The following is a 24,352-nucleotide window of genomic DNA, read 5'->3' as shown; positions in this document are numbered from 1 at the left end:
TGGGGGAAGTCCACCTCGTACCTCGGCGGCTGAGCTTTGCGTTAAAAGGGCACATCACCAGAGGATGAGCCATGGAGATTGATGAAGAGAAAATCGATGAGGCCGTATTGGCTTTGCTGTACCTGACTTTGCATGACGGTGGTCGGGCGGTAACCGTCCGGTAAACCCATCTTGAGCCAGGCGCTGCGGCCGTCAGGATAGTGTCCACTTATTTTTAAGTGGACACTTAATATGACCAACATAAGCGTAACCAAGCCCTACCAAAAACGTCGTCGTTACTCCAAAGAGCTGAAGGCTCGTATCGTCGCCGAATGCCTGAAGCCCGGAGCGTCTGTTTCCCGGATTTCGCTGGATAATGGCCTCAACGCCAACATGGTCCGGCGCTGGATGAGCGAAGCGCGAAGAGCGGGTAAAACACCGGAAACACCTGGATTCGTTCCGGTCCGTCTGCCAGCCGCAGCGCCTGTGCCGGACACTCCGTCAGTCTCGAGTCAATGTAGCACCATCCGCATCGAAATCCCCCGCGCCGGCGGCACGGTTGTGGTGGAGTGGCCTGCGGAGCAAGCCCATCAGTGTGCGGCTTTGCTTCGGGATCTGTTGGGATGATCCGCATTGACGAGATCTGGCTGGCCACCGAACCGCTGGATATGCGGGCCGGGCCCGACAAGGCCCTGGCGCGGGTTATTCAGGTATTCGGTTCGGCCAAACCCCATTGCGCCTACCTGTTCGCCAACAAGCGAGGCAATCGGATGAAGGTGCTGATCCATGATGGGCTCGGCATCTGGTTGTGTGCCCGCAGGCTGAACCGGGGCAAATTCCACTGGGGCGAAGCCTGGCGTGGTGACCAATTGCGCCTGACCGAAGAACAGTTGTCCGCCCTCGTTCAGGGCCTGCCCTGGCAGCGCATAGGCGCTGAAGGCGTGATCTCTATCCTGTAACCACAAGCCCTGCGGTCTCGCTATAACCAGAACCGCGAATCGCTTGTGGCATACGGGCTTGGCATACTAGGCGGCATGACTCAGCGCCCCGATATCAACCAACTCTCAGCCGATCAGCTCCGCGCTCTGGCGACGGAACTGATGGACTCCCTGGACGCCAAGGATCAAGCCTTGGGCCGGAAGGAGCGGGAGTTGGTGCGCAGGAATGCCGTCATCGAGAAACTGACCCACGAAGTCGCCATCCTCAAACGTCACAAGTTCGCCCGCCGCAGTGAGCAACTCGATGCCGTTCAGGGCAAGCTCCTGGATGAGCTGATCGACAGCGACCTGGCGGCGATCGAAGCCGAGCTGGACCAGGCGATGACTGAGGAGCAGAAGGCTGCCCAGCCCAAGCAGAAGCCTAAGCGCACCCCGCTGCCACCGGAACTGCCCCGTACCCTGATCCACCACGAACCGGACAATACCCACTGCCAATGCGGCTGCCAGCTCAAGCGTATTGGCGAAGACGTCAGTGAGAAGCTGGACTACGTCCCCGGTGAGTTCACGGTGGAACGCCACATCCGGGGCAAGTGGGCCTGCAACCAGTGCGAGACCTTGGTCCAGGCACCGGTACCACCGCAGGTGATCGACAAGGGCATCCCCACCGCCGGCCTGCTGGCTCAGGTGTTGGTGGCCAAGTACGCGGACCATCTGCCTCTGTACCGTCAGGAACGTATCTTCGGCCGTGCTGGCCTGGAAATACCCCGTTCCACACTCGCCGAATGGGTCGGTGCCTGCGGTGTGCAGTTGCAGCCCCTGGTCGATGCACTGAGAAACGCCTTGCTGGAACACAACGTTCTGCACGCCGATGAAACGCCGGTCAGCATGCTGGCTCCGGGCAAGAAGAAAACCCATAAGGCCTACGTCTGGGCCTACTGCACCACACCGTTCTCGGATCTGAAAGCCACCGTTTATGACTTCGCCCCAAGCCGGGCGGGTGAACACGCCCGCACCTTCCTGGGTGACTGGCAGGGCAAGCTGGTCTGTGACGACTACGCCGGCTACAAGGCCGGGTTCGGTAATGGCATCACTGAAATCGGCTGTATGGCCCACGCCCGGCGCAAGTTCTACGACCTGCACGAAGCCAACAAAAGCGAACTGGCAGCCAAAGCATTGGACTACATCGGCGGACTCTACGAGATCGAGCGGGATACCAAAGACCTGCCGCCGGATAAGCGCCGGAAAATCCGACAAACCAGAGCCAAACCACTTGCTGACGCCCTGCATCAATGGATGCTGGCGCATCGCCAGAAAGTACCGGATGGCTCCGGCACCGCCAAAGCGTTGGATTACAGCCTCAAACGTTGGGCAGCGCTGACGCGCTATCTGGACGATGGTTCTGTGCCCATCGACAATAACTGGGTGGAAAACCAGATCCGACCCTGGGCGCTGGGGCGCAGCAACTGGCTGTTCGCGGGATCACTGCGCAGTGGTCAGCGTGCGGCTGCGGTGATGACGCTGATCCAGTCGGCCAAGCTGAACGCGCATGATCCGTATGCCTATCTGAAGGATGTGCTGACCCGACTGCCGACGCAGAAGAACAACGCCATCAACGAGCTATTGCCCCACAACTGGACCCCGGCTATACCTGACAAGGTGTGATGGCCGGACGCTTACGTCGGGCGTGGAAATCTTTTGATTGGGATGCCATGAATAGGCTTCATGAAAAGGGTCTCATTGAGAACCCGGTTGGTAAGGCCAAGTCTGTCCTGTTCACTGAGGACGGTCTAAAAGAGTCAGAGCGCCTGTTCCAGAAACTTTTCGCCAAGGACTCGTGAACTTGAGTGCCAGGCCTTTTAACCAACCGGACACCAAAAGCGTGCCGCTTTTGGTTCTCTCCGCTGCGCTCCGGCGCCGGTTACCATCAGCGTTATGCAGGGAGGAATCATGAAGCCACGGATCAGTATGATTACTTTGGGCGTGAGTGATATACAGCGTTCGACTGAGTTCTATGAAAGGGGGCTTGGCTTTCCCCGAATGGACTCTCCGCCGGAAGTAGCCTTTTTTACTTTAAACGGCACATGGCTGGGTTTGTACGGTCGTGACGCACTAGCGGAAGATGCGCAGGTAGGTGCAGTTTCCGGAGGCTTCGCTGGGTTCAGTCTGGCGCACAATGTAAGTTCAGAAGATGAAGTTGACCAGGTCATGTCTCAGGCTGCTTCCGCGGGCGCTGTTGTCACGAAGTCCGCCCGAAAGACGGAGTGGGGTGGCTATGCAGGCTACTTTTCAGACCCTGACGGCTATCTTTGGGAAATCGCACACAATCCGTTTTTCTGGGTCGGTCCTTCCGATGAACCCGCATAACCAATCGCAGCAGTTCGCGGCCGAGGGCCGCCGGGCGACCTTTTCATTGCGGCTGCGCCTCCATTAAAAGGGCGCCGCTGTGCTTCGGCTACATGGACTCCCCCTGCGGTCAAGCAACGCCATTTGATTTCGAAGCGGTTTGAGACTGCAGCTCTACATTCGGCCTCTGTGTGGGCGTTTCAGCCCGGGCCAGGATGATGATGCGTGTGAGTGATGACCTCATTCGTTAGTCGGCTTGTATCAGCCGCAAAGCACAACAGGTTCAATCACTCTCGGTCTGACCGTTCCGTCATCGCTTGCCGTTGCAAGACTCGGCTGGCAGGCGTGTTCTGCCTGTCGTTGTTGCCCGTTATCAGCCCTCTGCAGGCTGTGTTTTAAACTCAGTTTGGTTCATCAACAGTGCCCAGATAATCCGGGCATTCTTGGCGGCCAATGCCACGGCGGCTCGTTTGTAGCCGCGGCGTTCCACCAACCCTTTGGCCCACTCGCTGAGTTGATCGTGTTTGTCGTCGAGTTTGGCAATCACCGCTCGAGTGCCGTGGATTAATAGTGTTCGCAGGTACTTGTCCCCGCGCTTGGTGATTCTACCCAGCCGGGGCTTGCCTCCGGTCGAGTACTGCCTGGGCACGAGCCCGAGCCAGGCGGCAAAGTGTCGTCCGCTTTTGAACTGTCTGGGATCCGGCGCACTGGCCAATATCGCAGTGGCTGTTTGTGGGCCGATGCCGGGAATGGCCATCAACCGTTTGGCCTGCTCGTCGCGCCGGGCCATGGCTTCGATTTCCCGGTCATAGGCCAGGATCTCTTCATCGAGCTGGAGAATGCGCTGGTTGATGTTGTTGAGTAAACGCCGGGCCAGCATGGGTAAACCGTTTTCGGCATCTTCCAGGATTTCGGGAATCCGGTGTCGGGCATGATAGCGCCCCTGGGGGATGATCAGTCCGAACTCGGCTAACAGCCCGCGAATCTGATTGATCTGGGCTGTGCGCTCTTTGGTTAACCCACGGCGAATGCGGTGAAGGCACAGTACCGCTTGTTGGTCCTCAGTCTTAACTGGAACAAAGCGCATATTGGGCCGGCTGACGGCTTCGCAGATGGCCTCGGCATCGTTGTCGTCGTTCTTGCTGCTCTTGCGATACGGAGCGACAAAGCGGGGCGCAATGATCCGGGCATCGTGGCCGAGTTTGGTTAACTCCCGAGCCCAGTAATGGGCACCGGAACAGGCTTCCATGCCGATCAGGCACGGCGGCAGTTGTGCGAAGAACGCCAACAGTTTGGGGCGATTGAGCCGTTTGCGAACCACGACCTTGCCGTGTTGATTGGTGCCATGAATACTGAACACAGTTTTCGCCAGATCGATGCCAATGGTTGTAACATTCATGATGACTCCTCCTGCTTCGGATTGAAGATGTCAGACACCTTCAATGTGGCACATGACTGATGCCGTGGGAGCAGGGGGAGTCCATATCATTCGTTAAGCCCTGTTGTTGCGTGGTGCGCAACATGCTAAAATTCCCTTATGATTAAATCATTCCGCCACAAAGGACTGAAGCGGTTCTACTCGACCGGGCACACGTCTGGCATACAACCCGACCATGCCAAGAAGCTGCGTATGCAGCTGGCTGCTCTGGATACTGCGACTTCAGTGGAAGACATGGATATCCCTGGTTTTCGGCTTCATCCATTGAAGGGCAAAGACAAAGGCCGATGGTCGATTAGGGTTAACGGAAACTGGCGCATGACGTTCGAATTCCAGGACGGCAACGCCTACATTCTTGATTATGAGGATTATCACTAATGACTATGCATAATCCGCCGCATCCTGGTGAATTCATTCGCGAGGTGTACCTGGAGCCTTTCGGTATCAGCTCTCGTCAGCTCGCTTCCAGTCTGGGTGTTTCACCTTCTACTTTGTCTCGGCTGCTCAGAGGGGATAGTGGCATTAGCCCTGAAATGTCTTTGCGGCTGTCTAAGGTTCTCGGGCGTACTCCTGAGAGCTGGTTGGCGATGCAAGATATGTACGACCTATGGGTGGCTCGCGGCACAGTCAATCTGGATGGTATTCATCGCCTGGACTTCGAAGCAGCTTAACCAGTGGCTGTTGTCGGACGCGCCTGCGCTGGCGCTCCGGCACGCCGCAAAGCCAAGCGTTAAAAGTTTAGATGAGCGATACAGCAGATAGAGTTTTCCGCCTCTGGGCGAGAGGTTTTTACATATTTACCGCGGTTGTTGTGATCGTGATGCTTTCCTATGCCGCCACAGGCAATAATTTGGCTGCGCGGGTCGCAGACGACGCCGTAGTTCTGTGGTCTTTCTACCTTGGCGTGGGCGTTTACGTATTTTTGCCAGCGTTTATCTGGACTATGGCGAGGGATTGGGTCCGCCTTACCCTGTACTTTTTCATTGTGATTCCAGTTGGGGCGTTGGTGTACTTTAAGCTGGCCTGATCGAGAAATTTTAACAATCTGTTGTAGTTCGTTCCGGGCCTTCGGCCCTCCACCGGACGCCCATTTCGCTGCGCTTCATGGGCGCCGCTAAACCAGGGCTACATGGACTCCCCCTGCGGTCAAGCAACGCCATTTGATTTCGAAGCGGTTTGAGACTGCAGCTCTACATTCGGCCTCTTGTTGGGCGCTTTTGCCCGGGCCAGGATGATGATGCGTGTGAGTGATGACCTCATTCGTTAGTCGGCTTGTATCAGCCGCAAGGCTTAACAGGTTCAATCACTCTCGGTCTGACCGTTCCGTCATCGCTTGCCGTTGCTAGACTCGGCTGGCAGGCATGTTCTGCCTGTCGTTGGTGCCTGGTTATCAGCCCTCCATAGGCTGTGTTTTAAACTCGGTTTGGTTCATCAACAGCGCCCAGATAATCCGGGCATTCTTGGCGGCCAATGCTACGGCGGCTCGTTTGTAGCCGCGGCGTTCCACCAACTCTTTAGCCCACTCGCTGAGTTGATCGTGTTTGTCGGCGAGTTTGGCAATCACCGCTCGGGTGCCATGGATCAGCAACATTCGCAGGTACTTGTCCCCGCGCTTGGTGATTCTACCCAGCCGGGGCTTGCCTCCGGTCGAGTACTGCCTGGGTACAAGCCCCAGCCAGGCGGCGAAGTGTCGTCCGCTTTTGAACTGTCTGGGATCGGGCGCACTGGCCAAGATCGCGGTGGCAGTTTGTGGTCCTATTCCTGGAATGGCCATTAGCCGTTTGGCCTGCTCGTCGCGCCGGGCCATGGCTTCGATTTCCCGGTCATAGGCCAGGATCTCTTCATCGAGCTGGAGAATGCGCTGGTTGATGTTGTTGAGTAAACGCCGTGCGAGCATGGGCAAACCGTTTTCGGCATCTTCCAGGATTTCGGGAATCCGGTGTCGGGCATGATAGCGCCCCTGGGGGATGATCAGTCCGAACTCGGCTAACAGCCCGCGAATCTGATTGATCTGGGCTGTGCGCTCTTTGGTTAACCCACGGCGAATGCGGTGAAGGCACAGTACCGCTTGTTGGTCCTCAGTCTTGACTGGAACAAAGCGCATATTGGGCCGGCTGACGGCTTCGCAGATGGCCTCGGCATCGTTGTCGTCGTTCTTGCTGCTCTTGCGATACGGAGCGACAAATCGGGGCGCAATGATCCGGGCATCGTGGCCGAGTTTGGTTAACTCCCGAGCCCAGTAATGGGCACCGGAACAGGCTTCCATGCCAACCAGGCATGGTGGCAGTTGTGCGAAGAACGCCAACAGTTTAGGGCGATTGAGCCGTTTGCGAACCACGACCTTGCCGTGTTGATTGGTGCCATGAATACTGAACACAGTTTTCGCCAGATCGATGCCAATGGTTGTAACATTCATGGTGACTCCTCCTGCTTCGGATTGAAGATGCCAGACACCTTCAATGTGGCACATGACTGATGCCGTGGGAGCAGGGGGAGTCCATATCATTCGTTATAAATCAGGGAGTAGCCATCGATGGAATGGCGCAAGGACGACTACCTAATCACTGATGACAGATCCAAGGTGCAACTGGATGTCGTCCACCGCTTGCTTGCCGCAACCTATTGGGGTGGCCGCCGCCCTCGAGAAATCGTAGATCGCATGGTTTCAGGCTCCATCTGCTTCAGCCTTTATCATGGTTCTACACAGATCGGTTTTGGGCGGGCAGTCACCGATAGTGCTACTTTTACCTGGGTGGCAGATATTGTGGTTGAACCCAAATTTCGCGGTAGCGGCCTCGGTAAGTGGATCATGGAGTGTTTGCTAGTGCACCCGGCCATAAAGGGAACCCAGATGGTGTTGCAAACCCGAGATGCACAAGGGCTCTACGAGCAGTTTGGGTTCACTGGAAACAGTGCTCTCATGAGCACCAAAGTCACTGATTTATAACAAGGCGCATCAATACGCGGTGGCGTTATGTGTACCCATCGGATTGGAGGAGCAGATGAAATCCATCACGACTTCGCTCATGTTTGTCGGAGAGCAGGCCGGGAAAGCCGAGGAGGCAATTAGGTTCTATACTTCTTTATTTCCTGGTTCACAGATCACCGATATTCAGCGCTACGGAGCCGGTGAGCATGAACCAGAAGGTTCTACCAAAATGGCTCGGTTTACGATAAACGGAACTGAGTTAATGGCGCTGGACAGTCACCTTGATCACCAATTTAGTTTTACTCCCTCCATGTCATTGTATGTCGAGTGTGAGTCCTCGAACGAAATCGAGGAGGCTTTTCGGGCCTTAGCCGACGGCGGCTCGGAGCTGATGCCTTTGGATAACTATGGCTTTAGCGAGAAGTTTGGGTGGCTGAAGGATAGGTATGGAGTGTCTTGGCAACTCAACCTAACGGATTAACGTGGCGGAAAAGTCAACACATAACCAAGCGCAGCACTACGCAGCCTCCGGCTGCCGGACGCTCGCAAGCTCGCGCCGGTGTGCGCGGCGTTATACCTCATGGAGGAGCATATGAGAAAACTGGTAAGTTCAGGCTCTCCTTTGGAAGAACCGATTGGGTTTTCCAGAGCATGCAGAGTTGAAAACATGATTTCTGTCGCCGGCACGGCACCCATAGAGAATGGTGAAACTACCTGCGTTGGGGATGTTTATGGGCAGACCAAGTATTGCTTGGAACTGTCTATTCGGGCTATCGAAGAGGCTGGAGGAAAACCGACAGATATAATTAGAACTCGCATCATGCTCACTGACATTTCTCGTTGGGAGGAAGCCGCCAAAGCACATGGTGAGCTATTTTCTGCAATAAAGCCCGCGTGTACGTTTGTTGAAGTAAGCCGCTTCATCAATCCGGACTGGCTTGTAGAAACGGAGATCGATTGTGTCCTGGGTCAGGTATAACAAAGCCATTAAGTCTGTTCCGGGCCGGTGGCCCTCCACCGGACGTCCCTGTCGGGCCGCCGCTTATGGCTGGCGTTAAGTGCCAAAGGATTGATCGATGCAAGGTGAGTGTCTCTGCGGAAGCGTGAAATTCGAAATTGATGGGGAGATACGGAATCTCTATCAGTGTCACTGCTCGCTGTGCCGCAAAGCCACAGGGGCTGCCGCTAACGCTGCCACATTTGTGCAGGGTTCTAGTTTTCGTTGGGTCTCAGGTCAAAGCGAGATCCGGTCGTACCAAAAGCCAAGTGGTTTCCGGAGCGATTTTTGCTCAAGTTGTGGGAGTCCGGTTCCAAATAGCCTGCGGGGCACCGGGATGGTTTGGGTTCCAGCCGGTTTGCTCGATGAACTCGACGTATCAAGGGTTTCTGTTCACCTCCACACAGCTTCCGCCGCGCCATGGGAGCAAGAATCCGCTGAGTGCGTTCGATTGGAGGGCGGCCCTGAGAGCCTGGAATCACTTAACAAATTGTTGTAGTGCGTTCCGGGCCTCCGGCCCTACACCGGACGCCCATTTCGCTGCGCTACATGTGCGCAGCTAAACAAAAGCGTTAAATTTTCAATTGGGTTTACTGATGAATATTGAGATCGTAGAAAAAGCAGATCACCTTAATCTGATAGAAGTCTGGGAAGCGTCGGTCAGGGCAACGCATGATTTTCTGTCTGAAGATGATCTACAGGAGTTAAAGCCGTTAATTCTGGGGCAGTATTTTGACGCAGTTGATTTAAGGTGCGCTAAAAACGGTAACGGTGAAATTCAGGGATTCTGTGGAGTACATGACGGTAATATTGAGATGTTGTTCATCTCACCTGATGCACGCGGAAAAGGCATTGGTGCCATGTTAGCGGCCCATGCTATCAAAGAGCAGGGAGCATCAAAGGTCGATGTAAACGAGCAGAATGAACAGGCGGTAGGTTTTTATCAGCATATTGGCTTTAAAGTGATAGATCGGTCACCAGTCGATGGTCAGGGTAAGCCTTATCCGCTGTTGCATATGGCGCTATAAAAATTTAACAAGGCCAGGCACGGCGACGTCTTTTTCGTTGCGGCTTCGCCTTCACTACAAAGCCGCGCGTGCTGGCGGCGTTGAGGCTGTAGAAAAACCCCGAAATCCCCCTGTGTTTTGATAGGATCAGGCAAACGGACAAGGAGTGGTCAGATGCCCCGCTTCAAGCACTACAACTACGACCAGGACACCATGGTCGTCATCAACTACCACGAACAGCTCCAGCCCGGCACCTTTGAACACGCGGTGCACTACCTGATCGAGCACAAGCTGGACCTGACGGTGTTTCATCCCAAGTACCGCAACGAAGACACTGGCCGGCTGGCCTACGATCCGGCCATCCTGCTGAAGATCATCCTGTTTGCCTACTCCAAGGGCATCACCTCCAGTCGCGAAATGCAGTGGTGTTGCGAGACCAACATCCTCTTCAAAGCTCTCTCCTGCGATACCGTTCCGCATTTCACGACCCTGGCCAAGTTTGTCAGCAGCCACGCCGATGAGATCGAAGCGCTGTTCGAACAAGTTCTGCTGGTGTGCCACGAAGAAGGTCTGTTGGGTAACGAGCTGTTTGCCATCGACGGCTGCAAAATGTCCTCCAACGCGGCCAAGGAATGGTCCGGCACCTTTAAAGAGCTGGGCGAGAAGCGGGAGAAACTGCGACGACTGATCCGACATCACCTCAGGGCGCATTACGAGCGGGACGAGGCAGACACCGAGGCCGAACTGGACCGCGACATCCGCCGAGCGAAGACCATTCTGTCGTTGGATGAGGCCGCTAAAAAGATTGATCGTTTCCTAAAGACGAGCCGCCCACGGATGGGCCGGGGGAAACGGAGCAAGGAAGTGAAGAGCAACGTCACCGATAACGAAAGCGCCAAGATGACCACCAGCAAAGGCACGATCCAGGGCTACAATGGGGTCGCCACGGTGGATAAGAAACACCAAATCATCATCGACGCCCAGGCCTTTGGCGAAGGCCAGGAACATCACACCCTGCAACCGGTACTGGAAACCGTCGAAGCCCGTTTCAAGAAACTGGGTATCGCTGACAACATCTACCAGTCTGGTGCTATTGTCACTGCCGACACCGGCTTCGCCAACGAGGCCAACATGCAGTACCTGCATGACCGTCAGATCAACGGCTTTGTGCCAGACAACCAGTTCCGCAGCCGGGACCCGAAGTTCACAAACCAGAAAGACAAGTACGGCAAGCGGCATCAAAACCTGCCGGACAAAGGTTGGAAAGACATCATTCCGGCCAGTGAATTCCAGTTCGATCCCGTGAACCTGATCTGCGTCTGCCCGACTGGCGAAGAGCTTACCTATCGGGGTCAAAGGGAAGCCGAGAATGGCAAGGTCCGAGTGCACTTCGAAGGTCGATTGCTGCAATGTCGCCACTGCCCCAAGAAGCACCAATGCATGCAGAACCCTGCATCCGCTAACCACCGAAATGGGTCTGGCCGACAGGTTTCGTTCACCATTGAGAACAAGCGTCTGCCGAACTACACGGACTGGATGAAGCACCGGGTCGACAGCCAACAGGGCAAAGAGATATACAGCCACCGAATGTCGGTGGTGGAGCCGGTGTTCGGCAACATCGGTACGAACAAGCGGCTGAATCGCTTCAGCTTGCGAGGCAAGAAGAAGGTGCAAGGCCAATGGCAGCTATACTGCCTGGTGCACAATATTGAGAAGTTGGCGAATTACGGGCGGTTAGCAGCGTGATGCCGGGATCAGACGGTTACAAATGTGTCTGCTGGATGCCAGCTATACCGGCACCGACACCGTCAAAAGGACCGAAACTTATGGCTGATAATCGGAACGATGATAATCGGCTACCTGATGGCCGCTAAGAAAATTTTAGAAACCAGGTGCTGGGGACGGCTCGGAATCGGGTTTTTCTACAGCCTCGTTAACCCTTCCACCCGCCACCTTGCAAAACTCCGTCAATGACGTATATTGATCATCATGTTTACCATCATCGAAACCCCTACATTCGAATCAGATGCCAGAAAGATCTGGACTGAGGAGGAACGGAATGCGTTCTTTGCCTGGCTGGCAGCCAATCCGGAAATTGGCGATCCCATTCCAGGTAGCGGTGGATGTAGAAAGGTTCGTTGGTCGGTGGCGGGTTCAGGGAAGCGTGGTGGAGTGCGAGTCATCTACTTCACCAGATTGGCAAATGGTGAGATCTGGTTGTTGGTGATCTACAAGAAGGCCGTCAAGGAGAACATACCCGCGCATATCCTGAAGTCGATTCGTGAGGTATTGGAAAATGAGTAATGAGACTCTGAGTGCTGAGGAGCTTGGTAACAAGCTGCTCCAATCTGTTAAAGAAATGAAAGCAGGCAAAGCCGCACGAGTCAGTCGTGTGGAGCCAAATGAGGTCGCAGAGGCGCGCGGCAAGACTGGCCTTACACAACGAGAGTTTGCCGAGGTGCTCCACATTTCCCCGCGCACGCTACAGGAATGGGAGCAGGGGCGACGTAAACCTTCCGGGCCGGCAAAAGCGCTCATCGAGATTGCGTTTCGCCATCCGGAGGTGATTCGGGAAGACCTCGAGCTCAGGGGTTAACAAGGCCAATCACGGCGACGCCTACTGCATTGCGGCTTCGCCTTCATTTCGTAGCCGCGCATGTTGGCGGGCGTTAGAGTTTTAAAAAATGGAAGAAATTGGAAGTTTGATAGGGAAGATTTTGCTCGTCGGAATCACTTTAATGGATGATGAAGAGCAGCTTATTGGCCAAGTGCAAGTATATGGTCCTATCACCCACGTAGATGGGAGCGGTATTATCATAAAGAGAAATGGCAGCGGAACCGAGTTCTACTTGCCTCCCGATTTCTCGAATATCCTGCCAGCGGATGAGGGCGAGTATCGTCTCAGGTCGACTGGAGAATTTGTTGTCGACCCCGACTACCTCTCGAGCTGGACGGTTCGAGGAGCCAAGCCTGGGTCACTCGAAGAGTATTCCAACAATGGATTTCCGGGTTTTGAGCCTGAATGACTCTAACTATACATTCCAGTTCGTTCCGGCCCTGAAGGGCCTCCACCGGACGGCCTTTTCTCCGCTTCGCTACGCAAAGGCCGCCGCTGAATATCGGCGTTATGTGTTGAAATCATGGAAATAATAGTTAGCGCAATCAAGGTATTAGGGCCATTCGGCCTGCTAATATGGTATTTACTCTTCGCACCCTCCTGGGTTCGCGAATGGTCCAGCAATGTACTGCTATTTGCTCAGGGAGCATTATTTTGGTGTATCGACGTCGCGATCAAGTCTATTGATATCGCCGTACACCTTTTCCATTGGCTCGGCAGGTTTTTCGTAGTGGTAATTTTTTTTGGGGCGGCAATAACACTGTCTGACAACATGGCGGCGATATTTGATCTGAGATTTTTGGAACCAGGCGGGACCGTTTTCGAAATGACGAGGTTATTTGAGGATAAGGTTACTTGGGTTGCGTCTACCGCAATTGTGGCTACCACGGTGGCGCTAGGTCACTTCAAGACTCTCGATCTGAACTATGAAAAGCACAGGGAGGAGGTGCGAGAGAAACTTCGGGAAAACCGTAATCGTGGGCAAAACACATAACCAATCGCTTAAGTACGTTCCCGGCCTAACGGCCGTCCACCGGACGTCCCTGACGGGCCGCCGCTTAGCTTTGCGTTATGTGTCTTTATGAATGGTGACAGTCTCTTACAAGAATTCCGAGTGGAGCTTGAGAAACACGGCTTTTCTCAGCGAATCGTGTGGCTGCATTGCGAGCAAATCCGACTTACGAAGAACGGACTTTATATCTATGCTCTGAATGGGTTCCCCAGTGATGAGAAGGTCAGGGCCACATACGATAAGCACTCGGCGAGTTTCGAATGTGGAGCGACTTTTATGCTTGTAGCTGCCTCAGACCGGGAAAGTTACTGCACTTTGCTAATGGACTCTTTTGGTTCTGACACTGATCGAGAGGTCTACAAGAATATCTACATATGGGCGAATGAGCCTTATGTCGAAAATTTCGAGCTTGTCACTAGTAAGTTTAGATGGTTTCTCTGCAAGTGGAAGCCTTTAGTTCTCAGCAGTTTGGACTATGCTTTTGCGATTAAGCAGGCTTACACATAACCAGTAGTTGCAGTTCGTTCCGGCCCTGGCGGGCCTCCACCGGACCGCCTTGCCTACGCGTTGCTCCGCCAAGCCGGCCGCTTAATATTGGCGTTAGATTCAAAAATCAGGAGAGTACCTTGCCAATTGAACCGTCTGATTTTGCCCACAATGAAGCTTGGCTGCTTTTCCAATTGAACGAAGCGCCGGTGCTGACGGAGGCCGATGGTGATTTCAACGCCATGGCCATCATGGAGGTGGCAACGGGGATGATCTTTGGCATGGAGCTTGTTCAAGTAAGCCTGCCTGGTTTGCCGGAATTCTTATCACGGAAATTGTTGGCCGACGCTGAAGGCCAAGCTGGCTCAAGACCGCAAAAATTGTTTGTAGCGTCTGAGTACGACGCGGATGATCTGGCTAAAGTTGCTAAGGCCATGGGAATTGATGTTGAGCGAGTTCCAGGCAAAAATTTATCCGCCATCACGCGGGAAGCGAGGGAGGGTTTCGCGGCCCATGTTTCAGGTGGAAGGGTCCAGTAAATCTAACCAAGTGTTTCAGTTCGTTCCGGGCCTAACGGCCCTCCACCAGACAGCCTTGTCGCCGCTTCGCTCTGCCAAGGCTGCCGCTGAACAACGGCGTTATGACTAAGGAGTAGTCGATTTTGGAAGTGGTATCCACCCTTTACGAATGCAAGCATTGCTCGGGTACTGGCACCTGCACAAATGGCGAGGACAAAGCTTCATGTCTGGCTTGTGCTAAAAAGCATGATCTTCCTTTTTGGCAGCAGCGCGGCCAGCGTGGCCTGATGTGTGGTTCGTGTGGTGGTATCGGGCAAGCAGAGCCACTGACGGAGCGGATGAATAAACGCATTGCGCCGATGCTAGTATATTTTTAACCATTTTTTTGCTGGTAATGATTTCGGGCGCTGCATTGCTCAAGAGCCAATATTTTTCAGAGCTTCTGGCATTCGGTAGTGCCATCATCGGGTCTGTGGTGGGATTTTACTTTTCATCACGCCAGAACAAGTCATAACAAACGCAGGTACGGCGACGCCTTTTCCATTGCGGCTTCGCCTCCATTCCAAAGCCGCGCATGCTGCAGGCGTTAGCTGTGATTGCCCCACCTGAAAAGTGATACTATAGTGTCACTATTAGTCTGATTTAGGGTGAGCCCATGAAAGTTGAGCTTGTTACGAACCTCAAGCGCCAAGCCACAAAGATTCTGGCAGATCTGCACTTGTCTAAGGAGCCGATACTGATCACGGAGCATGGTCAGCCATCGGCATATCTTGTCGATGTGCAGGATTATGAGTTTATGCAGAGCCGACTTGAGCTGCTTGAGGGGCTCTCACGGGGAGAGCGTGCTGTACTTGAGGGAAGAACGTACAGCCAAAGTGAGGCCAGGGAGAAAATGAGTAAATGGCTGAAGTAATCTGGACGGAGCCTGCCCTTCAAGAACTGGATGCCATAGCTGAGTACATTGCTCTGGATAATCCTGTTGCCGCAAGTCATCTGGTCCAGGAAGTTTTCGATAAGACCGAGCGTTTGGAAGATTTTCCCCAATCCGGACGGATTCCTCCAGAGCTCCCTAATTCGGTATACAGGGAGGTAGTGGTTCCACCGTGTCGCATTTTTTATCGTGAGGATAAGAAGCGGGTTCTCGTCCTCTATGTCATGCGAGAGGAGCGGCAGCTTCGTGCGTACATGCTTGGGAACAGCTAACCAGGCGCGTGACTCGGATGCCTTTGTCTCCGCTTCGCTACGTCAAAGTCACCGGTGCGCTTCGGCGTTATGGCTTTTGAGCATTGCCGCGATTTGAGATAGTATTTTTTGTTCTTAGCTAACCCAAGGAAAGGAGAAAGGGACGTATGGAATGTCCGACCATTTCTGGACTTCGGCTGGACTCTGAAGATCTGGAAGCCATCGAAGCCATCCGAAAAGCCCAGCGTAACGGAAATATGCTGGAAATCATGTTGCCCACTGGTGTTATGACCACAATCTTTCTTGGTAATAATTCCGCGCAGGCTGCATACAACATCCATTCAACGGATTGGGTACAGTTTGCCGACGCAATGACCCGAATCTCACCAATGGTTAAAAAACGAATCGAAACTATCTCTCAGATGCAGCGTTTACGGGCGGGCTTGTCCTATGAGCAGACACAGTTCTGGCGGGCCGTCGAGGCGGGGTGCCAGCCATGAAAATCTTGAGAACAGCTATAGTCGTTTGTCTGGGCTTGTTTTCGGCAGCGTGCCAAGCGGAGGATGGCAAGCCAGTTTCTTTGCAGTACATTGAGACAAGCATACAGCGGCTGGAGGCCGCTATCGTGGAGTGTGATTCAATTGCTTCGGCGCGAGCCATGCCAGATTCCGAGGTGTTGGATTTGCTGAGACAGTATGAGTATGAGGACGTTCGTGTTTTCCTCATCACTCGAAGTGCGGCGATGGCTGAAGAGTGTCAAAAGCCGCACCTCACTGACTTGGCATACACAATCGGTATGCTGGAAGCATCCACAGCTCACACCGAGGTGGAGGATTTAATCGCTGGCGTTAAACCGCTGATGTATGGAAAAGAAACGTGGGCGCTCAAAGAAAAATATTTTCAATTGCCGGAAAGTATGCGGGAAGAGCTAGAGTCAATACCGTACTTTCAGAAGCCTTTTCGTAATATTCCGATAATCGAAAAATTGGAGTCCGCGAACAGGCCATAACAATTCGCTGCACACGGATGTGGACTTCCCCCACTTCAGTGGACACGCATCGATAACTCCGCAACAGGAGAAGAGCGATGCCAAAGATGCTCACGGGGAAGAAGACCCAACGCTATAGTGTCGAGTTCAAAGTCAAAGCAGTGGAATGGAGCTACCAGGCGCACCGGAGCGTGAAAGGGGTAGCGGAAGCGCTGGATATTCACCCCTTCATGCTGTCACGCTGGCGAAAGGAATACAGAGAGGGAAAGTTCGCCATGAAACGGGTCAAGAAAGCTCCGGCGGGAGCCAAAGAGCTGATGAAGGAGCGGGATGAGATCAATCGCCTGAAACGCCGAGTATCGGAGCTTCAGGAGGAAAACGACATCCTAAAAAAGTTTCAACGTTTTCAGGCCGAGGAACGACGGAAGCGTTCAGATTCGTCTGGAAACACCGGGGAGAACATGGGGTAAAGGCTCTGTGTCGCCACCTGAGCATCTCCCGCTCTGGTTACTATGCCTGGGCAAGCCGGAAGCCCAGCCAGAGAGCCGCTGCGAATGCCGATTTGCTGTTGAAGGTCCGTAGAGTCTACAACGACAGCAAGGGGCGCTACGGCAGTCCCAGGGTGTATCAGGCGCTGCGCCATGAAGGCGAAGTGGTTGGTGAGAATCGGGTTGCCCGGTTAATGCAGGAATGGGGTATGAAAGCTCGAGTCATGCGCGTATACCGCCGTATGACAAAGCTCAGAGAGGATTTAAAAGCCCTTCCAAATCATCGGCTAGATGCGGATAAGCCGGTTGCTGTAAATCAGCACTGGAGCAGCGATGTCACCTACATCAAGCTGGGAAAGAAGTATGTGTTCCTGGCGGTAGTGCTGGACCTCTACTCACGACGCATCATCAGCTGGCGATTGGGCGAAAACCTGAGTGCAGACTTTACTAAGGCAACCCTAAGGGAAGCTTTTATATCGCGAAAGCCAGCCCCAATCTGTTGTTCCACACGGATCGTGGCATCGAATATCGCGCTCACAAGACCCAGGCGCTGCTGAATCAGCATCGGGTACGACACAGCATGAACCGACCTGGACAGTGCACGGATAATGCGGAGGTGGAGTCCTTCTTCAAGACGTTGAAGGGAGAATTGCTGCATGCCACCAGCTTCGTGACAATGCGGCAGTTACGGAAACATATATGTAACTATATTGAATGCTTTTATAACAGCCTACGGCTGCACAGTAGCCTTGGTTACCGGACTCCGATAGAGTTCGAGGGAATTAACTGATGGGGCGTGTCCATTTTATTGGGGGAAGTCCAATGGCCTTTACGCCGCTCCGCTCTGTAAAGGCCACCGGTGAGTTCCGCGTTAGAAGGTAGAGATGGAAACTCATAACCTCGGTTCCACCCTGCAATACACACAGCTAATTTGGACAGGTGACGGATTTATTGAGGCCGCTGCACAAGATCTATGGGAGAGGCTTCCAGAGTCTCTGCGCACCATAGCTTTGTGTGAGATACGCAGCGGCAACAAGCCCATTAGCATTCTCGAGAATCAAGAAAGACAGGTTGTGCTGTTAAGTCTAGCGAAGGGGCCTTTAATTCCAAGAGACAGCGATGAGCGCATTATCGTTCATACTTATCACGAGTACGGGAATTACTGCTATGACGGCACAACAGCCACGTATGAAGAGGCTCAGTCCGGCAGCTTTTTATCGTTCGAGAATCCAGAGTATGAAGATGAATCCTTCTAACCAGGTAACCAAGCGTTCAACCGGAGACCAAAAGCGTGCCGCTTTTGGTCTCCACCGCTGGCGCTCCGGCGCCTGTTACCTTCGCGTTATGAATAATAGGTGAGTATGAGCACTAAACAAGCGCAGGATCATGCTTGTCACGGAAGTGATTGGCCGGAGCACGAAGACTTTCTGGTCGGAAATCGTGAAGGCTTGGAAAAGCTGAAACTGGCCATCAGTGAAGCGCTCGAAAACGGGGAGTCACAAATAGATTCCGGTGAGTTCGTTGGAGTTCGATGCTTGGATACGTCATTCTTTGAAAACCAAAAGTATGACGTGAGTCGTGGTTCCCAAATTATAGGTTGGTCAGTAGGTATCACAGTGCTCGTTGTTCTGGCGATCGGTATACGTACCATATTTTCGTGGTTCAGTAGTGCGTGCTAGTCGTCTTCATAACCGGTGGCAGCAGTCGGAACGTTTTTCCGCTCCTGCGTCGCTCCAAAATGTCCGCTGTGCCAAGCATTAGGCAAGGAAAATATGGAACTCGCAGTAAAGATAGTTGGGATACTAGTCAGCCTATTTGCCCTATACAAAATCATCATTGAGGTGTGAAGTGGCCCCCAAATTTTGGACAGGTGCCTAAGCTCTGATTCATCATCTCCACAAGGAGGAGAATCATGAGCAAGAAACGCAAGCAATACAGCGCATCATTCAAGTCCAAAGTTGCTCTGGCCGCCCTCAAGGGTGACCAGACCACATCCGAAATTGCCGCCCGTTTCCAGATTCACCCCACCATGGTCAGTACCTGGAAGCGCGAGCTGCTGGAGAACGCTCCCGACCTCTTCGAAGGCAAGAGGAAGGCCGGCAAGCAATCCGATGAGCCCAGCACAGACGAGCTTTACCGGGAGATCGGCCGACTGACGGTGGAACGCGATTTTTTGTCGCGCAAGCTCGATCAGTAAGCCGTCAACAGCGGTTGGCGATGATCGAGCGTGGTCATCCCCAAGTCAGTCTTTCGCGCCAGTGCGAGCTGCTCAAGCTGAGCCGCTCATCGGTGTACTACGTCCCTCGTGAGCAATGTCAGGAGGATCTGGATCTGATGTACCTGATTGATCAGCAGCACCTGAAAACGCCGTATTATGGCTCTCGCAAGATGCGGGTCCACTTGCATCACCAGGGCTACCGCATCAACCGGAAGCGGGTGCAGCGGCTGATGCGCACCATGTGCGTATTCCGGCGAACGTGACCGGTCATTCCGGGGATCGTGACCGATTTGCACACGGCCCTCACGCTGGAGTCAGTTTTGTACTCTGAGCGGTCACGATGGGTCAACTGATTCCGTATTTTGTGCTTTGGCTTTTCGCAGTGATTCCCCCTTCAGATTGAGTCGGTGAGCACCGTGCAGGAGCCGGTCCAGGATGGCGTCAGCCAGCGTGGCGGAGCCGATGTAGTCATGCCAGTGTTCGGTTGGTAACTGGCTGGCGATGAGCGTTGAGCCTCGCCCGTGCCGGTCTTCGATCACCTCCATCAGATCCTGACGCTGTTGCGCCGTGACCTTCTGCATCCCCCAGTCGTCCAGGATCAGCAGGTCGGTTTTCAGCAACTGGTTCATCAGCCGTGCGTAGCTGCCATCGCCGTGGGCGATGCGCACCTGCTCGAACAGCCGCGGCACGCGCAAGTAGCGAACCGAGAGCCCCTGCCGGCAGGCCTGGTTGCCCAGGGCGCAGGCCAGCCAGGTCTTGCCGCAACCGGTCGGGCCGGTGATGCACAGGTTCAGGGATTGGCGGATCCAGTCACAGCTGGCCAGCCCCGCCATACGGGAGCGCTCCAGCCCCCGTGGATGGCGGTAATCGACGTCTTCCACGCAGGCAGGGACCCGCAACCGGGCCGCCTTCAGCAGCCGATCCAGACGGCGATTTTCACGATGTAGCACCTCCCGGTCGATCAGCAAGGCCAGGCGTTCCTCGAACGCCAGGTCGTGGGTGTCGGGCTGTGCCCGCTGCTGTTCCAGGGCATCGCACATGCCGGTCAGCTTGAGCTGTCGCAAGGTATCGAGGGTGTTTTGAGTCAGCATCAGTTTCTCCGGGATCAGTGGTAGTAGTGGGGACCGCGAACGTTGGTGTGAACAGGCAGATCGGCCAGTTCCGGTTCTTCCTCGGCCAGGGGTAACGGGAGCTGATCCAGCCCCTGTTTCAGGATCGAGCTGATGCTCTGGTAGCTGGCCGAGTTGATAGCCAGTGCTCGACTACAGGCCTGCTCCAACCGGTCACGGCTGTAACGTCGACTCAGGTTCAGTAGACCCAGGCATGACCGGTAACCATGCTCTGGATGAGGGCGATCCTTGAGCTGTCGCTGCACCACGTCCAGCGTGGCGGGACCGATGTCAGTGGCCCAGTTAAGGAACCGCCCCGGCGACCAGTTCTGATGGGCCTGATGGGACTTGGGCATGTGCTCGGTCAAGGTGACGAAGCGGCCCTTGCCATGCCGAGGGTGCAGAGCCACCCGCTGGCCTTTGTGCATGACCTCTACGGACGTATCGGTAACCCGAACATCCAGCTTCACACCCACCAGAGCGTGAGGCACGCTGTACAGCCGTTTGTCGATCTCGATGTGGTAGTCGATGCCTGGCCGCGCCTTGCGCCACTCGGCGTAGACGTAGGGCGTTGCCGGCAGTGGCTTCAGCGCGGGTCGATCCAGTGTTTCGAACAGGCTCTGGCGGCTCTCGGAGCGCCCTTGGAACGGGCGCTGGTTCAGTGCCGGTAGCAGGTCTGCAATCGCCGAGTTCAGTTCGGCCAGTGAGAAGAACGTTCGGTGCCGCAACCGGGCCAGGATCCAGCGTTCAACTAGCAGCACAGCGGCTTCGGCCTTTGCCTTGTCCTTAGGCTTGTAGGGGCGTGCCGGTAATACCGTCGTCTGGTAATGGGTCGCCAGTTCTGCGTAGGTCTCGTTGATCTTCGGGGTGTATCGGTCCGCTTTGGTGACCGCTGCCTTCAGATTGTCGGGCACCAACAGCTCAGCTACCCCGCCGTAGAACGCCAGCATCCGCTGGTGAGAGGCGATCCAGTCCGGCAGGCTCTGGCTCCAGGTGGCCTCGGCGAAGGTATAACTGGACGCGCCCAGCACGGCCACAAAGACTTGGGCCTTGCGCATCTCGCCGGTGCTGCGGTCCACCACCGGCACGGTGGGACCGCAGTAGTCGATAAAGATCTTCTCACCGGCCCGGTGGACCTGGCGCATGCTGCGCCGCTGCCGGCCTCGCCAGAGCCGGTAATGATGGCAGAATTGGCTGTACCGGCGGGCTTTGTCGCCATGACGTTCCACGTACTCGGCCCACAGCAGTTGCAGGGTCACGCCCTTGGTCTTGAGTTCCTGGTGGACCTGGAAGTAGTCGGGTTCAGCAAATCGAGATGGGGGTGTCTTGGCCGGGAACAGCTGGGCCTCTAACCGTACTTCATCCGTGCCCTCCGGCAACGGCCAGGTGATGCCCTGCGCGGTGGCCAGGCTGACGTACTTGCCGACCACGCCTTTGGAGAGTCCGCAGGCACGGGCAATGCGCTCATGGCTCAGGCCCGCTTCGTACTTGAGGCGCAAGACCTCGATGATCTGTCGCATGGAAATCCTCGCTGCCGGCATCCGCCCTTCCTCGTGATGAAAAAGAAACGGGTATGCCGGATAAAGTTGAAGAATTCCAGCGTGTTGGCAGTGATTCCGGAGGAACGTGACCGGTGATTCCGGCATCGTGACCGGCGATTCCGGAAAAACACCCGAAATCGGTCACGATAAAACGGAATGAGCGGTCACGATCACCCGGAACAGGCGGTCACGTTCAAACGGAATGGGCGGTCACGATGGGCCGGAATATGCACCATGGGCATTCAGGCCGTGTACCCGCGACCAAGAACCAGTGTTCCGGGCGACGGGCACAAGGTGTACCCGTACCTGCTCAAGGGCTTGAAGATCGATCGTCCCAATCAGGTTTGGGCAACTGACATCAGCTACGTGCCGCTGGCGCGGGGCTTCATGTATCTGGTTGCCATCATCGACTGGTACAGCCGCAAGGTGCTGTCCTGGCGGATCTCCAACACCATGGACACAGACTTCTGCGTCGATGCCCTGGAGGAGGCTCTACAGCGCCATGGAACGCCGGAAATCTTCAACACCGATCAGGGCGTCCAGTTCACCAGCGAGGCCTTCACAAGCGTTCTCAAAGAGCATGGCATCCGAATCAGCATGGACGGCAAGGGCTGCTACCATGACAACATCTTCGTGGAACGGCTCTGGCGCAGCGTCAAACACGAGTGCGTCTACCTCACTGCCTTCGAGGATGGTCAACACTTGAAGCAGGCGCTCCACCGGTACTTCCGGCATTACAATCAGACCCGGTACCACCAAACCCTTGATTACCAAACGCCCGATGAGGTGTACTACGGGCAACCCATATCTCTGGCAGCCTGAGCCAGGGAAACAACCGGATCATAGCTTAGGGACACCATCAGGTTGTCCAACTGATTGGGTCCACCTCAGTGGTCGTTTCTCGTTCCAGTAAAAGGCGAGATGAGTACGAATTTTCTAAACAGTTCATCAGTGACTTGGACAACGAGAGCATACACAGACTCAGCCTTGAAAAGGGATTCTTGGCGCTTACCGGAAAAGTTTATCCGGTCGAAGAAATAAAGCTACTCCTGAGCAGCAAAGACCCAAGCTCATCAATAAACGAAAGGTCTGATGCCGCAGGATTTGTGGAGTTCAGGCTAGATGAAAACCACTACAAATGGAAAGGCCGGTTCAAGAGTAGGTTTGCCCAAAAACACGGAGTGAAATGGTATTACTTTTGGTATTTCATCACCGCGTTTTTGGGGCTCATCCCCGTGTACATTAAAGGCATTTCGGCCTTAGGTGAGTTGCCTATGGTTGCTTTCTCCGGCTCTCTGCTCTTGATTGCCATCATGTGCTTGGTTGCCGCTGAAAACTTTAAAGCGGCCAAGAAGCTTATGGGGAAATTTGGAACCGATGCCTAACCAACAGTTGCAATTCGTTCTGGATTTCCCCCGATCTAGTGTCCACTGCACCGGGGTAAGTCCAAGCTAGACGAGCCGCAGCCAACGGGAGGCAAAATGAAGGTAAAACGCATAGTCTCAAACATTGCGGCAGCCAATCCCTCAGATGCAGAGAAATTTTACTCAGCTATTTTTGGGCTCAAGGTCGTGATGGATCACGGGTGGATAAGGACCTATAGCTCAGGCGAGGAAATGACCACTCAGATAAGTGTTGCCTCAGAAGGTGGCTCTGGCACACCCGTTCCCGATCTATCTATAGAAGTTGATAGCTTGGAGACCGCCTTGGAGCGGGTGAAAAACGAAAGTATAAAGATTGAGTACGGGCCGGTAACTGAGCCTTGGGGTGTCCGCCGGTTCTACATCCGTGACCCTTTCGGCAAGCTCATCAATGTCTTACAGCATGAGTAACCATCGGGCCTGCTCTAACAATTCGCGTTACTCGGACGCCCTTGTCTCCGCTTCGCTTCGTCAAGGTCGCCGGTCCGCTCCGCGTTAGGCTTCTCTCAGAGCAGGCTCAAGTCCAAGGTGATCGACAAAAGGGATAAAGTCGCGATCTAGAAACAGCAGTGGTAGCTCTTTCTCTATGCAGAAGGTCGCGATGATCACGTCGGCAGTTTTTCGGATTGTGATGCCCTTTTTGCGGAGTGCCCGGTAATTGTCAGCGCAAACAACTGCCATGTCTTTGCCAAACATTTCATACTGTTCCAGCGAGAGCAAGCTTTGTTTGGTCTGACGATAGTGTTTGTCGTCGCGGATGCCTTGCAGGATTTCCAGAAATATGAGGTCGCCTATAGCGACGGATCCGTGAATTATTGAGGCATCCAACAGGTCAGTGTGCGGGTTTTTGACACCGTTGAAATAGTCGATCCAGACACTGGTATCAACCACTGTCATCCAGCGCTCCGCATTTCATCCAGGTTGCCTTCCCACTTGATCTTGCCTCGCAGCTTTCGAATCTCCTGCTGCTTGCTACGTTGGACCAGAAGTTTCAGGCCTTGCTCAACGGCTTCTTTTTTGGTTTTGTAGCCGGAGGCTTTGAGGGCTTCGGCCATCAATTGGTCGTCAATTACGATGTTCGTTCTCATAGGGCACCTATGTGTATAAGGTTCGATTTCTATACACAATCTAGCACTTCAAA

The 24,352-nt window shown here is 54.3% G+C and carries 34 protein-coding genes and 2 pseudogenes; 30 read left to right on the top strand and 6 right to left on the bottom strand.

Annotated features, from left to right (window positions below; all coding sequences use genetic code 11):
* Positions 1-231 precede the first annotated feature (231 nt).
* The 5 genes from tnpA to RVM24_RS07605 all read left to right on the top strand — a co-directional run bounded on the left by tnpA (position 232) and on the right by RVM24_RS07605 (position 3,281).
* Positions 232-606 (top strand): IS66-like element accessory protein TnpA, encoded by a 375-nt coding sequence (gene tnpA / locus RVM24_RS07625; RefSeq protein WP_061333259.1) that lies wholly within the window; start codon positions 232-234, stop codon positions 604-606.
* Positions 603-938, top strand: coding sequence for an IS66 family insertion sequence element accessory protein TnpB (gene tnpB / locus RVM24_RS07620; protein ID WP_061333258.1), 336 nt, complete (start codon positions 603-605; stop codon positions 936-938). Before tnpA ends, tnpB begins: the two co-directional genes overlap by 4 nt.
* Positions 939-1,013: 75 nt before the next feature.
* Positions 1,014-2,579 carry an IS66 family transposase gene (tnpC, locus tag RVM24_RS07615; RefSeq protein ID WP_061333257.1) on the top strand — a complete coding sequence of 522 codons (1,566 nt, stop codon included), beginning with the start codon at positions 1,014-1,016 and terminating at the stop codon, positions 2,577-2,579.
* Positions 2,579-2,755, top strand: coding sequence for a DUF6429 family protein (locus RVM24_RS07610; RefSeq protein ID WP_431475204.1), 177 nt, complete (start codon positions 2,579-2,581; stop codon positions 2,753-2,755). Before tnpC ends, RVM24_RS07610 begins: the two co-directional genes overlap by 1 nt.
* 109 nt (positions 2,756-2,864) lie before the next feature.
* Positions 2,865-3,281 carry a VOC family protein gene (locus RVM24_RS07605; protein WP_431475203.1) on the top strand — a complete coding sequence of 139 codons (417 nt, stop codon included), beginning with the start codon at positions 2,865-2,867 and terminating at the stop codon, positions 3,279-3,281.
* Between the two features lie 352 nt (positions 3,282-3,633).
* Here RVM24_RS07605 and RVM24_RS07600 read toward each other — a convergent pair whose 3' ends face one another.
* Positions 3,634-4,659: an IS110 family transposase gene (locus tag RVM24_RS07600; RefSeq protein WP_058091130.1), complete on the bottom strand. Its 1,026-nt coding sequence runs from the start codon at positions 4,657-4,659 to the stop codon at positions 3,634-3,636.
* A 138-nt stretch (positions 4,660-4,797) separates the two neighbouring features.
* Between RVM24_RS07600 and RVM24_RS07595 the strand changes: the two genes are divergently transcribed.
* From RVM24_RS07595 to RVM24_RS07585, 3 genes are all read left to right on the top strand, one after another.
* Positions 4,798-5,076 carry a type II toxin-antitoxin system RelE/ParE family toxin gene (locus RVM24_RS07595; protein WP_031211838.1) on the top strand — a complete coding sequence of 93 codons (279 nt, stop codon included), beginning with the start codon at positions 4,798-4,800 and terminating at the stop codon, positions 5,074-5,076.
* Positions 5,076-5,369, top strand: coding sequence for a HigA family addiction module antitoxin (locus RVM24_RS07590; protein ID WP_431475202.1), 294 nt, complete (start codon positions 5,076-5,078; stop codon positions 5,367-5,369). Before RVM24_RS07595 ends, RVM24_RS07590 begins: the two co-directional genes overlap by 1 nt.
* Positions 5,370-5,440: 71 nt before the next feature.
* A complete protein-coding gene (locus tag RVM24_RS07585; RefSeq protein ID WP_431475201.1) occupies positions 5,441-5,725 on the top strand; it encodes a hypothetical protein in 285 nt (94 codons plus the stop codon).
* Between the two features lie 363 nt (positions 5,726-6,088).
* Here the strand turns inward: RVM24_RS07585 and RVM24_RS07580 are convergent, their stop codons facing one another.
* Positions 6,089-7,114, bottom strand: a complete 1,026-nt coding sequence (locus tag RVM24_RS07580) for an IS110 family transposase (protein ID WP_431474888.1) — start codon at positions 7,112-7,114, stop codon at positions 6,089-6,091.
* A gap of 117 nt (positions 7,115-7,231) precedes the next feature.
* Between RVM24_RS07580 and RVM24_RS07575 the strand changes: the two genes are divergently transcribed.
* The 19 genes and pseudogenes from RVM24_RS07575 to RVM24_RS07485 all read left to right on the top strand — a co-directional run bounded on the left by RVM24_RS07575 (position 7,232) and on the right by RVM24_RS07485 (position 19,403).
* Complete coding sequence (locus RVM24_RS07575) at positions 7,232-7,645, top strand: GNAT family N-acetyltransferase (protein WP_354449541.1); 414 nt, start codon at positions 7,232-7,234, stop codon at positions 7,643-7,645.
* Positions 7,646-7,700: 55 nt separating this feature from the next.
* On the top strand, positions 7,701-8,108 hold the full coding sequence (locus RVM24_RS07570) for a VOC family protein (protein ID WP_354449542.1): 408 nt from the start codon (positions 7,701-7,703) through the stop codon (positions 8,106-8,108).
* Between the two features lie 111 nt (positions 8,109-8,219).
* Entirely contained in the window at positions 8,220-8,606 is a 387-nt protein-coding gene (locus RVM24_RS07565) for a RidA family protein (protein WP_431475200.1), read from the top strand.
* 97 nt (positions 8,607-8,703) lie between these two features.
* Positions 8,704-9,123 carry a GFA family protein gene (locus tag RVM24_RS07560; RefSeq protein WP_405338793.1) on the top strand — a complete coding sequence of 140 codons (420 nt, stop codon included), beginning with the start codon at positions 8,704-8,706 and terminating at the stop codon, positions 9,121-9,123.
* Positions 9,124-9,220: 97 nt separating this feature from the next.
* Positions 9,221-9,652, top strand: coding sequence for an acetyltransferase (locus tag RVM24_RS07555; protein ID WP_431475199.1), 432 nt, complete (start codon positions 9,221-9,223; stop codon positions 9,650-9,652).
* Positions 9,653-9,805: 153 nt separating this feature from the next.
* Positions 9,806-11,377 (top strand): transposase, encoded by a 1,572-nt coding sequence (locus tag RVM24_RS07550; protein WP_431475198.1) that lies wholly within the window; start codon positions 9,806-9,808, stop codon positions 11,375-11,377.
* A gap of 243 nt (positions 11,378-11,620) precedes the next feature.
* Positions 11,621-11,935: a transcriptional regulator gene (locus RVM24_RS07545; protein ID WP_286250317.1), complete on the top strand. Its 315-nt coding sequence runs from the start codon at positions 11,621-11,623 to the stop codon at positions 11,933-11,935.
* Positions 11,928-12,227, top strand: a complete 300-nt coding sequence (locus RVM24_RS07540) for a helix-turn-helix domain-containing protein (protein WP_016914159.1) — start codon at positions 11,928-11,930, stop codon at positions 12,225-12,227. The genes RVM24_RS07545 and RVM24_RS07540 overlap by 8 nt, the downstream gene beginning before the upstream one ends.
* Before the next feature lie 88 nt (positions 12,228-12,315).
* Complete coding sequence (locus tag RVM24_RS07535; RefSeq protein WP_431475197.1) at positions 12,316-12,657, top strand: hypothetical protein; 342 nt, start codon at positions 12,316-12,318, stop codon at positions 12,655-12,657.
* 1,229 nt (positions 12,658-13,886) lie between these two features.
* Complete coding sequence (locus RVM24_RS07530) at positions 13,887-14,285, top strand: DUF6930 domain-containing protein (protein WP_431475196.1); 399 nt, start codon at positions 13,887-13,889, stop codon at positions 14,283-14,285.
* Positions 14,286-14,407: 122 nt separating this feature from the next.
* The gene (locus tag RVM24_RS07525; protein ID WP_431475195.1) at positions 14,408-14,641 is read left to right on the top strand and encodes a hypothetical protein; all 234 of its coding nucleotides are present in this window, start codon (positions 14,408-14,410) and stop codon (positions 14,639-14,641) included.
* Between the two features lie 278 nt (positions 14,642-14,919).
* Positions 14,920-15,177, top strand: coding sequence for a type II toxin-antitoxin system Phd/YefM family antitoxin (locus RVM24_RS07520; protein WP_431475194.1), 258 nt, complete (start codon positions 14,920-14,922; stop codon positions 15,175-15,177).
* Entirely contained in the window at positions 15,165-15,467 is a 303-nt protein-coding gene (locus tag RVM24_RS07515; protein WP_061332717.1) for a type II toxin-antitoxin system RelE/ParE family toxin, read from the top strand. Before RVM24_RS07520 ends, RVM24_RS07515 begins: the two co-directional genes overlap by 13 nt.
* Before the next feature lie 146 nt (positions 15,468-15,613).
* On the top strand, positions 15,614-15,946 hold the full coding sequence (locus RVM24_RS07510) for a hypothetical protein (protein WP_138437615.1): 333 nt from the start codon (positions 15,614-15,616) through the stop codon (positions 15,944-15,946).
* Positions 15,943-16,455: a hypothetical protein gene (locus RVM24_RS07505; RefSeq protein WP_431475193.1), complete on the top strand. Its 513-nt coding sequence runs from the start codon at positions 15,943-15,945 to the stop codon at positions 16,453-16,455. Before RVM24_RS07510 ends, RVM24_RS07505 begins: the two co-directional genes overlap by 4 nt.
* Positions 16,456-16,532: 77 nt before the next feature.
* Positions 16,533-17,712 (top strand): annotated as a pseudogene (locus RVM24_RS07500) (IS3 family transposase).
* A 94-nt stretch (positions 17,713-17,806) separates the two neighbouring features.
* Positions 17,807-18,178, top strand: a complete 372-nt coding sequence (locus tag RVM24_RS07495) for a hypothetical protein (RefSeq protein WP_431475192.1) — start codon at positions 17,807-17,809, stop codon at positions 18,176-18,178.
* 656 nt (positions 18,179-18,834) lie between these two features.
* Complete coding sequence (locus RVM24_RS07490) at positions 18,835-19,119, top strand: IS3 family transposase (protein ID WP_022993518.1); 285 nt, start codon at positions 18,835-18,837, stop codon at positions 19,117-19,119.
* 20 nt (positions 19,120-19,139) lie between these two features.
* Positions 19,140-19,403: an IS3 family transposase gene (locus tag RVM24_RS07485; RefSeq protein ID WP_431475191.1), complete on the top strand. Its 264-nt coding sequence runs from the start codon at positions 19,140-19,142 to the stop codon at positions 19,401-19,403.
* Between the two features lie 72 nt (positions 19,404-19,475).
* Here the strand turns inward: RVM24_RS07485 and istB are convergent, their stop codons facing one another.
* Together istB and istA are read right to left on the bottom strand one after the other, a co-directional pair.
* Positions 19,476-20,231, bottom strand: coding sequence for an IS21-like element helper ATPase IstB (gene istB, locus RVM24_RS07480; protein ID WP_011783959.1), 756 nt, complete (start codon positions 20,229-20,231; stop codon positions 19,476-19,478).
* Positions 20,232-20,245: 14 nt separating this feature from the next.
* Positions 20,246-21,790, bottom strand: coding sequence for an IS21 family transposase (gene istA, locus RVM24_RS07475; protein ID WP_431474019.1), 1,545 nt, complete (start codon positions 21,788-21,790; stop codon positions 20,246-20,248).
* Between the two features lie 234 nt (positions 21,791-22,024).
* Between istA and RVM24_RS07470 the strand changes: the two are divergent.
* From RVM24_RS07470 to RVM24_RS07460, 3 genes and pseudogenes are all read left to right on the top strand, one after another.
* Positions 22,025-22,612 (top strand): annotated as a pseudogene (locus RVM24_RS07470) (IS3 family transposase); the annotation flags it as partial.
* 68 nt (positions 22,613-22,680) lie between these two features.
* The gene (locus RVM24_RS07465; RefSeq protein WP_431475190.1) at positions 22,681-23,175 is read left to right on the top strand and encodes a hypothetical protein; all 495 of its coding nucleotides are present in this window, start codon (positions 22,681-22,683) and stop codon (positions 23,173-23,175) included.
* Between the two features lie 96 nt (positions 23,176-23,271).
* Positions 23,272-23,622, top strand: coding sequence for a VOC family protein (locus RVM24_RS07460; RefSeq protein ID WP_431475189.1), 351 nt, complete (start codon positions 23,272-23,274; stop codon positions 23,620-23,622).
* Between the two features lie 84 nt (positions 23,623-23,706).
* On the opposite strand, the gene vapC is transcribed toward RVM24_RS07460, so the two are convergent.
* Both vapC and RVM24_RS07450 read right to left on the bottom strand, forming a co-directional pair.
* Complete coding sequence (vapC, locus tag RVM24_RS07455) at positions 23,707-24,108, bottom strand: type II toxin-antitoxin system VapC family toxin (protein WP_138437613.1); 402 nt, start codon at positions 24,106-24,108, stop codon at positions 23,707-23,709.
* A complete protein-coding gene (locus RVM24_RS07450; RefSeq protein WP_138437612.1) occupies positions 24,105-24,299 on the bottom strand; it encodes a type II toxin-antitoxin system VapB family antitoxin in 195 nt (64 codons plus the stop codon). Before RVM24_RS07450 ends, vapC begins: the two co-directional genes overlap by 4 nt.
* Between the last annotated feature and the right edge of the window lie 53 nt (positions 24,300-24,352).

The sequence above is a fragment of the Marinobacter sp. KM021 genome, assembly GCF_050707965.1.
In the GTDB taxonomy this organism is placed as follows: Bacteria; Pseudomonadota; Gammaproteobacteria; order Pseudomonadales; family Oleiphilaceae; genus Marinobacter; species Marinobacter shengliensis.
This window is presented reverse-complemented; position numbering and strand designations above follow the sequence as displayed.

Excerpts from the sequence above, each read along its gene's own strand:
- tnpA (WP_061333259.1), top strand. The coding sequence starts at position 232 with ATGACCAACATAAGCGTAACCAAGCCCTACCAAAAACGTCGTCGTTAC.
- tnpB (WP_061333258.1), top strand. The coding sequence starts at position 603 with ATGATCCGCATTGACGAGATCTGGCTGGCCACCGAACCGCTGGATATG.
- tnpC (WP_061333257.1), top strand. The coding sequence starts at position 1,014 with ATGACTCAGCGCCCCGATATCAACCAACTCTCAGCCGATCAGCTCCGC.
- RVM24_RS07610 (WP_431475204.1), top strand. The coding sequence starts at position 2,579 with ATGGCCGGACGCTTACGTCGGGCGTGGAAATCTTTTGATTGGGATGCC.
- RVM24_RS07605 (WP_431475203.1), top strand. The coding sequence starts at position 2,865 with ATGAAGCCACGGATCAGTATGATTACTTTGGGCGTGAGTGATATACAG.
- RVM24_RS07600 (WP_058091130.1), bottom strand. The coding sequence starts at position 4,659 with ATGAATGTTACAACCATTGGCATCGATCTGGCGAAAACTGTGTTCAGT.
- RVM24_RS07595 (WP_031211838.1), top strand. The coding sequence starts at position 4,798 with ATGATTAAATCATTCCGCCACAAAGGACTGAAGCGGTTCTACTCGACC.
- RVM24_RS07590 (WP_431475202.1), top strand. The coding sequence starts at position 5,076 with ATGACTATGCATAATCCGCCGCATCCTGGTGAATTCATTCGCGAGGTG.
- RVM24_RS07585 (WP_431475201.1), top strand. The coding sequence starts at position 5,441 with ATGAGCGATACAGCAGATAGAGTTTTCCGCCTCTGGGCGAGAGGTTTT.
- RVM24_RS07580 (WP_431474888.1), bottom strand. The coding sequence starts at position 7,114 with ATGAATGTTACAACCATTGGCATCGATCTGGCGAAAACTGTGTTCAGT.
- RVM24_RS07575 (WP_354449541.1), top strand. The coding sequence starts at position 7,232 with ATGGAATGGCGCAAGGACGACTACCTAATCACTGATGACAGATCCAAG.
- RVM24_RS07570 (WP_354449542.1), top strand. The coding sequence starts at position 7,701 with ATGAAATCCATCACGACTTCGCTCATGTTTGTCGGAGAGCAGGCCGGG.
- RVM24_RS07565 (WP_431475200.1), top strand. The coding sequence starts at position 8,220 with ATGAGAAAACTGGTAAGTTCAGGCTCTCCTTTGGAAGAACCGATTGGG.
- RVM24_RS07560 (WP_405338793.1), top strand. The coding sequence starts at position 8,704 with ATGCAAGGTGAGTGTCTCTGCGGAAGCGTGAAATTCGAAATTGATGGG.
- RVM24_RS07555 (WP_431475199.1), top strand. The coding sequence starts at position 9,221 with ATGAATATTGAGATCGTAGAAAAAGCAGATCACCTTAATCTGATAGAA.
- RVM24_RS07550 (WP_431475198.1), top strand. The coding sequence starts at position 9,806 with ATGCCCCGCTTCAAGCACTACAACTACGACCAGGACACCATGGTCGTC.
- RVM24_RS07545 (WP_286250317.1), top strand. The coding sequence starts at position 11,621 with ATGTTTACCATCATCGAAACCCCTACATTCGAATCAGATGCCAGAAAG.
- RVM24_RS07540 (WP_016914159.1), top strand. The coding sequence starts at position 11,928 with ATGAGTAATGAGACTCTGAGTGCTGAGGAGCTTGGTAACAAGCTGCTC.
- RVM24_RS07535 (WP_431475197.1), top strand. The coding sequence starts at position 12,316 with ATGGAAGAAATTGGAAGTTTGATAGGGAAGATTTTGCTCGTCGGAATC.
- RVM24_RS07520 (WP_431475194.1), top strand. The coding sequence starts at position 14,920 with ATGAAAGTTGAGCTTGTTACGAACCTCAAGCGCCAAGCCACAAAGATT.
- RVM24_RS07515 (WP_061332717.1), top strand. The coding sequence starts at position 15,165 with ATGGCTGAAGTAATCTGGACGGAGCCTGCCCTTCAAGAACTGGATGCC.
- RVM24_RS07510 (WP_138437615.1), top strand. The coding sequence starts at position 15,614 with ATGGAATGTCCGACCATTTCTGGACTTCGGCTGGACTCTGAAGATCTG.
- RVM24_RS07505 (WP_431475193.1), top strand. The coding sequence starts at position 15,943 with ATGAAAATCTTGAGAACAGCTATAGTCGTTTGTCTGGGCTTGTTTTCG.
- RVM24_RS07495 (WP_431475192.1), top strand. The coding sequence starts at position 17,807 with ATGGAAACTCATAACCTCGGTTCCACCCTGCAATACACACAGCTAATT.
- RVM24_RS07490 (WP_022993518.1), top strand. The coding sequence starts at position 18,835 with ATGAGCAAGAAACGCAAGCAATACAGCGCATCATTCAAGTCCAAAGTT.
- RVM24_RS07485 (WP_431475191.1), top strand. The coding sequence starts at position 19,140 with ATGATCGAGCGTGGTCATCCCCAAGTCAGTCTTTCGCGCCAGTGCGAG.
- istB (WP_011783959.1), bottom strand. The coding sequence starts at position 20,231 with ATGCTGACTCAAAACACCCTCGATACCTTGCGACAGCTCAAGCTGACC.
- istA (WP_431474019.1), bottom strand. The coding sequence starts at position 21,790 with ATGCCGGCAGCGAGGATTTCCATGCGACAGATCATCGAGGTCTTGCGC.
- RVM24_RS07460 (WP_431475189.1), top strand. The coding sequence starts at position 23,272 with ATGAAGGTAAAACGCATAGTCTCAAACATTGCGGCAGCCAATCCCTCA.
- vapC (WP_138437613.1), bottom strand. The coding sequence starts at position 24,108 with ATGACAGTGGTTGATACCAGTGTCTGGATCGACTATTTCAACGGTGTC.
- RVM24_RS07450 (WP_138437612.1), bottom strand. The coding sequence starts at position 24,299 with ATGAGAACGAACATCGTAATTGACGACCAATTGATGGCCGAAGCCCTC.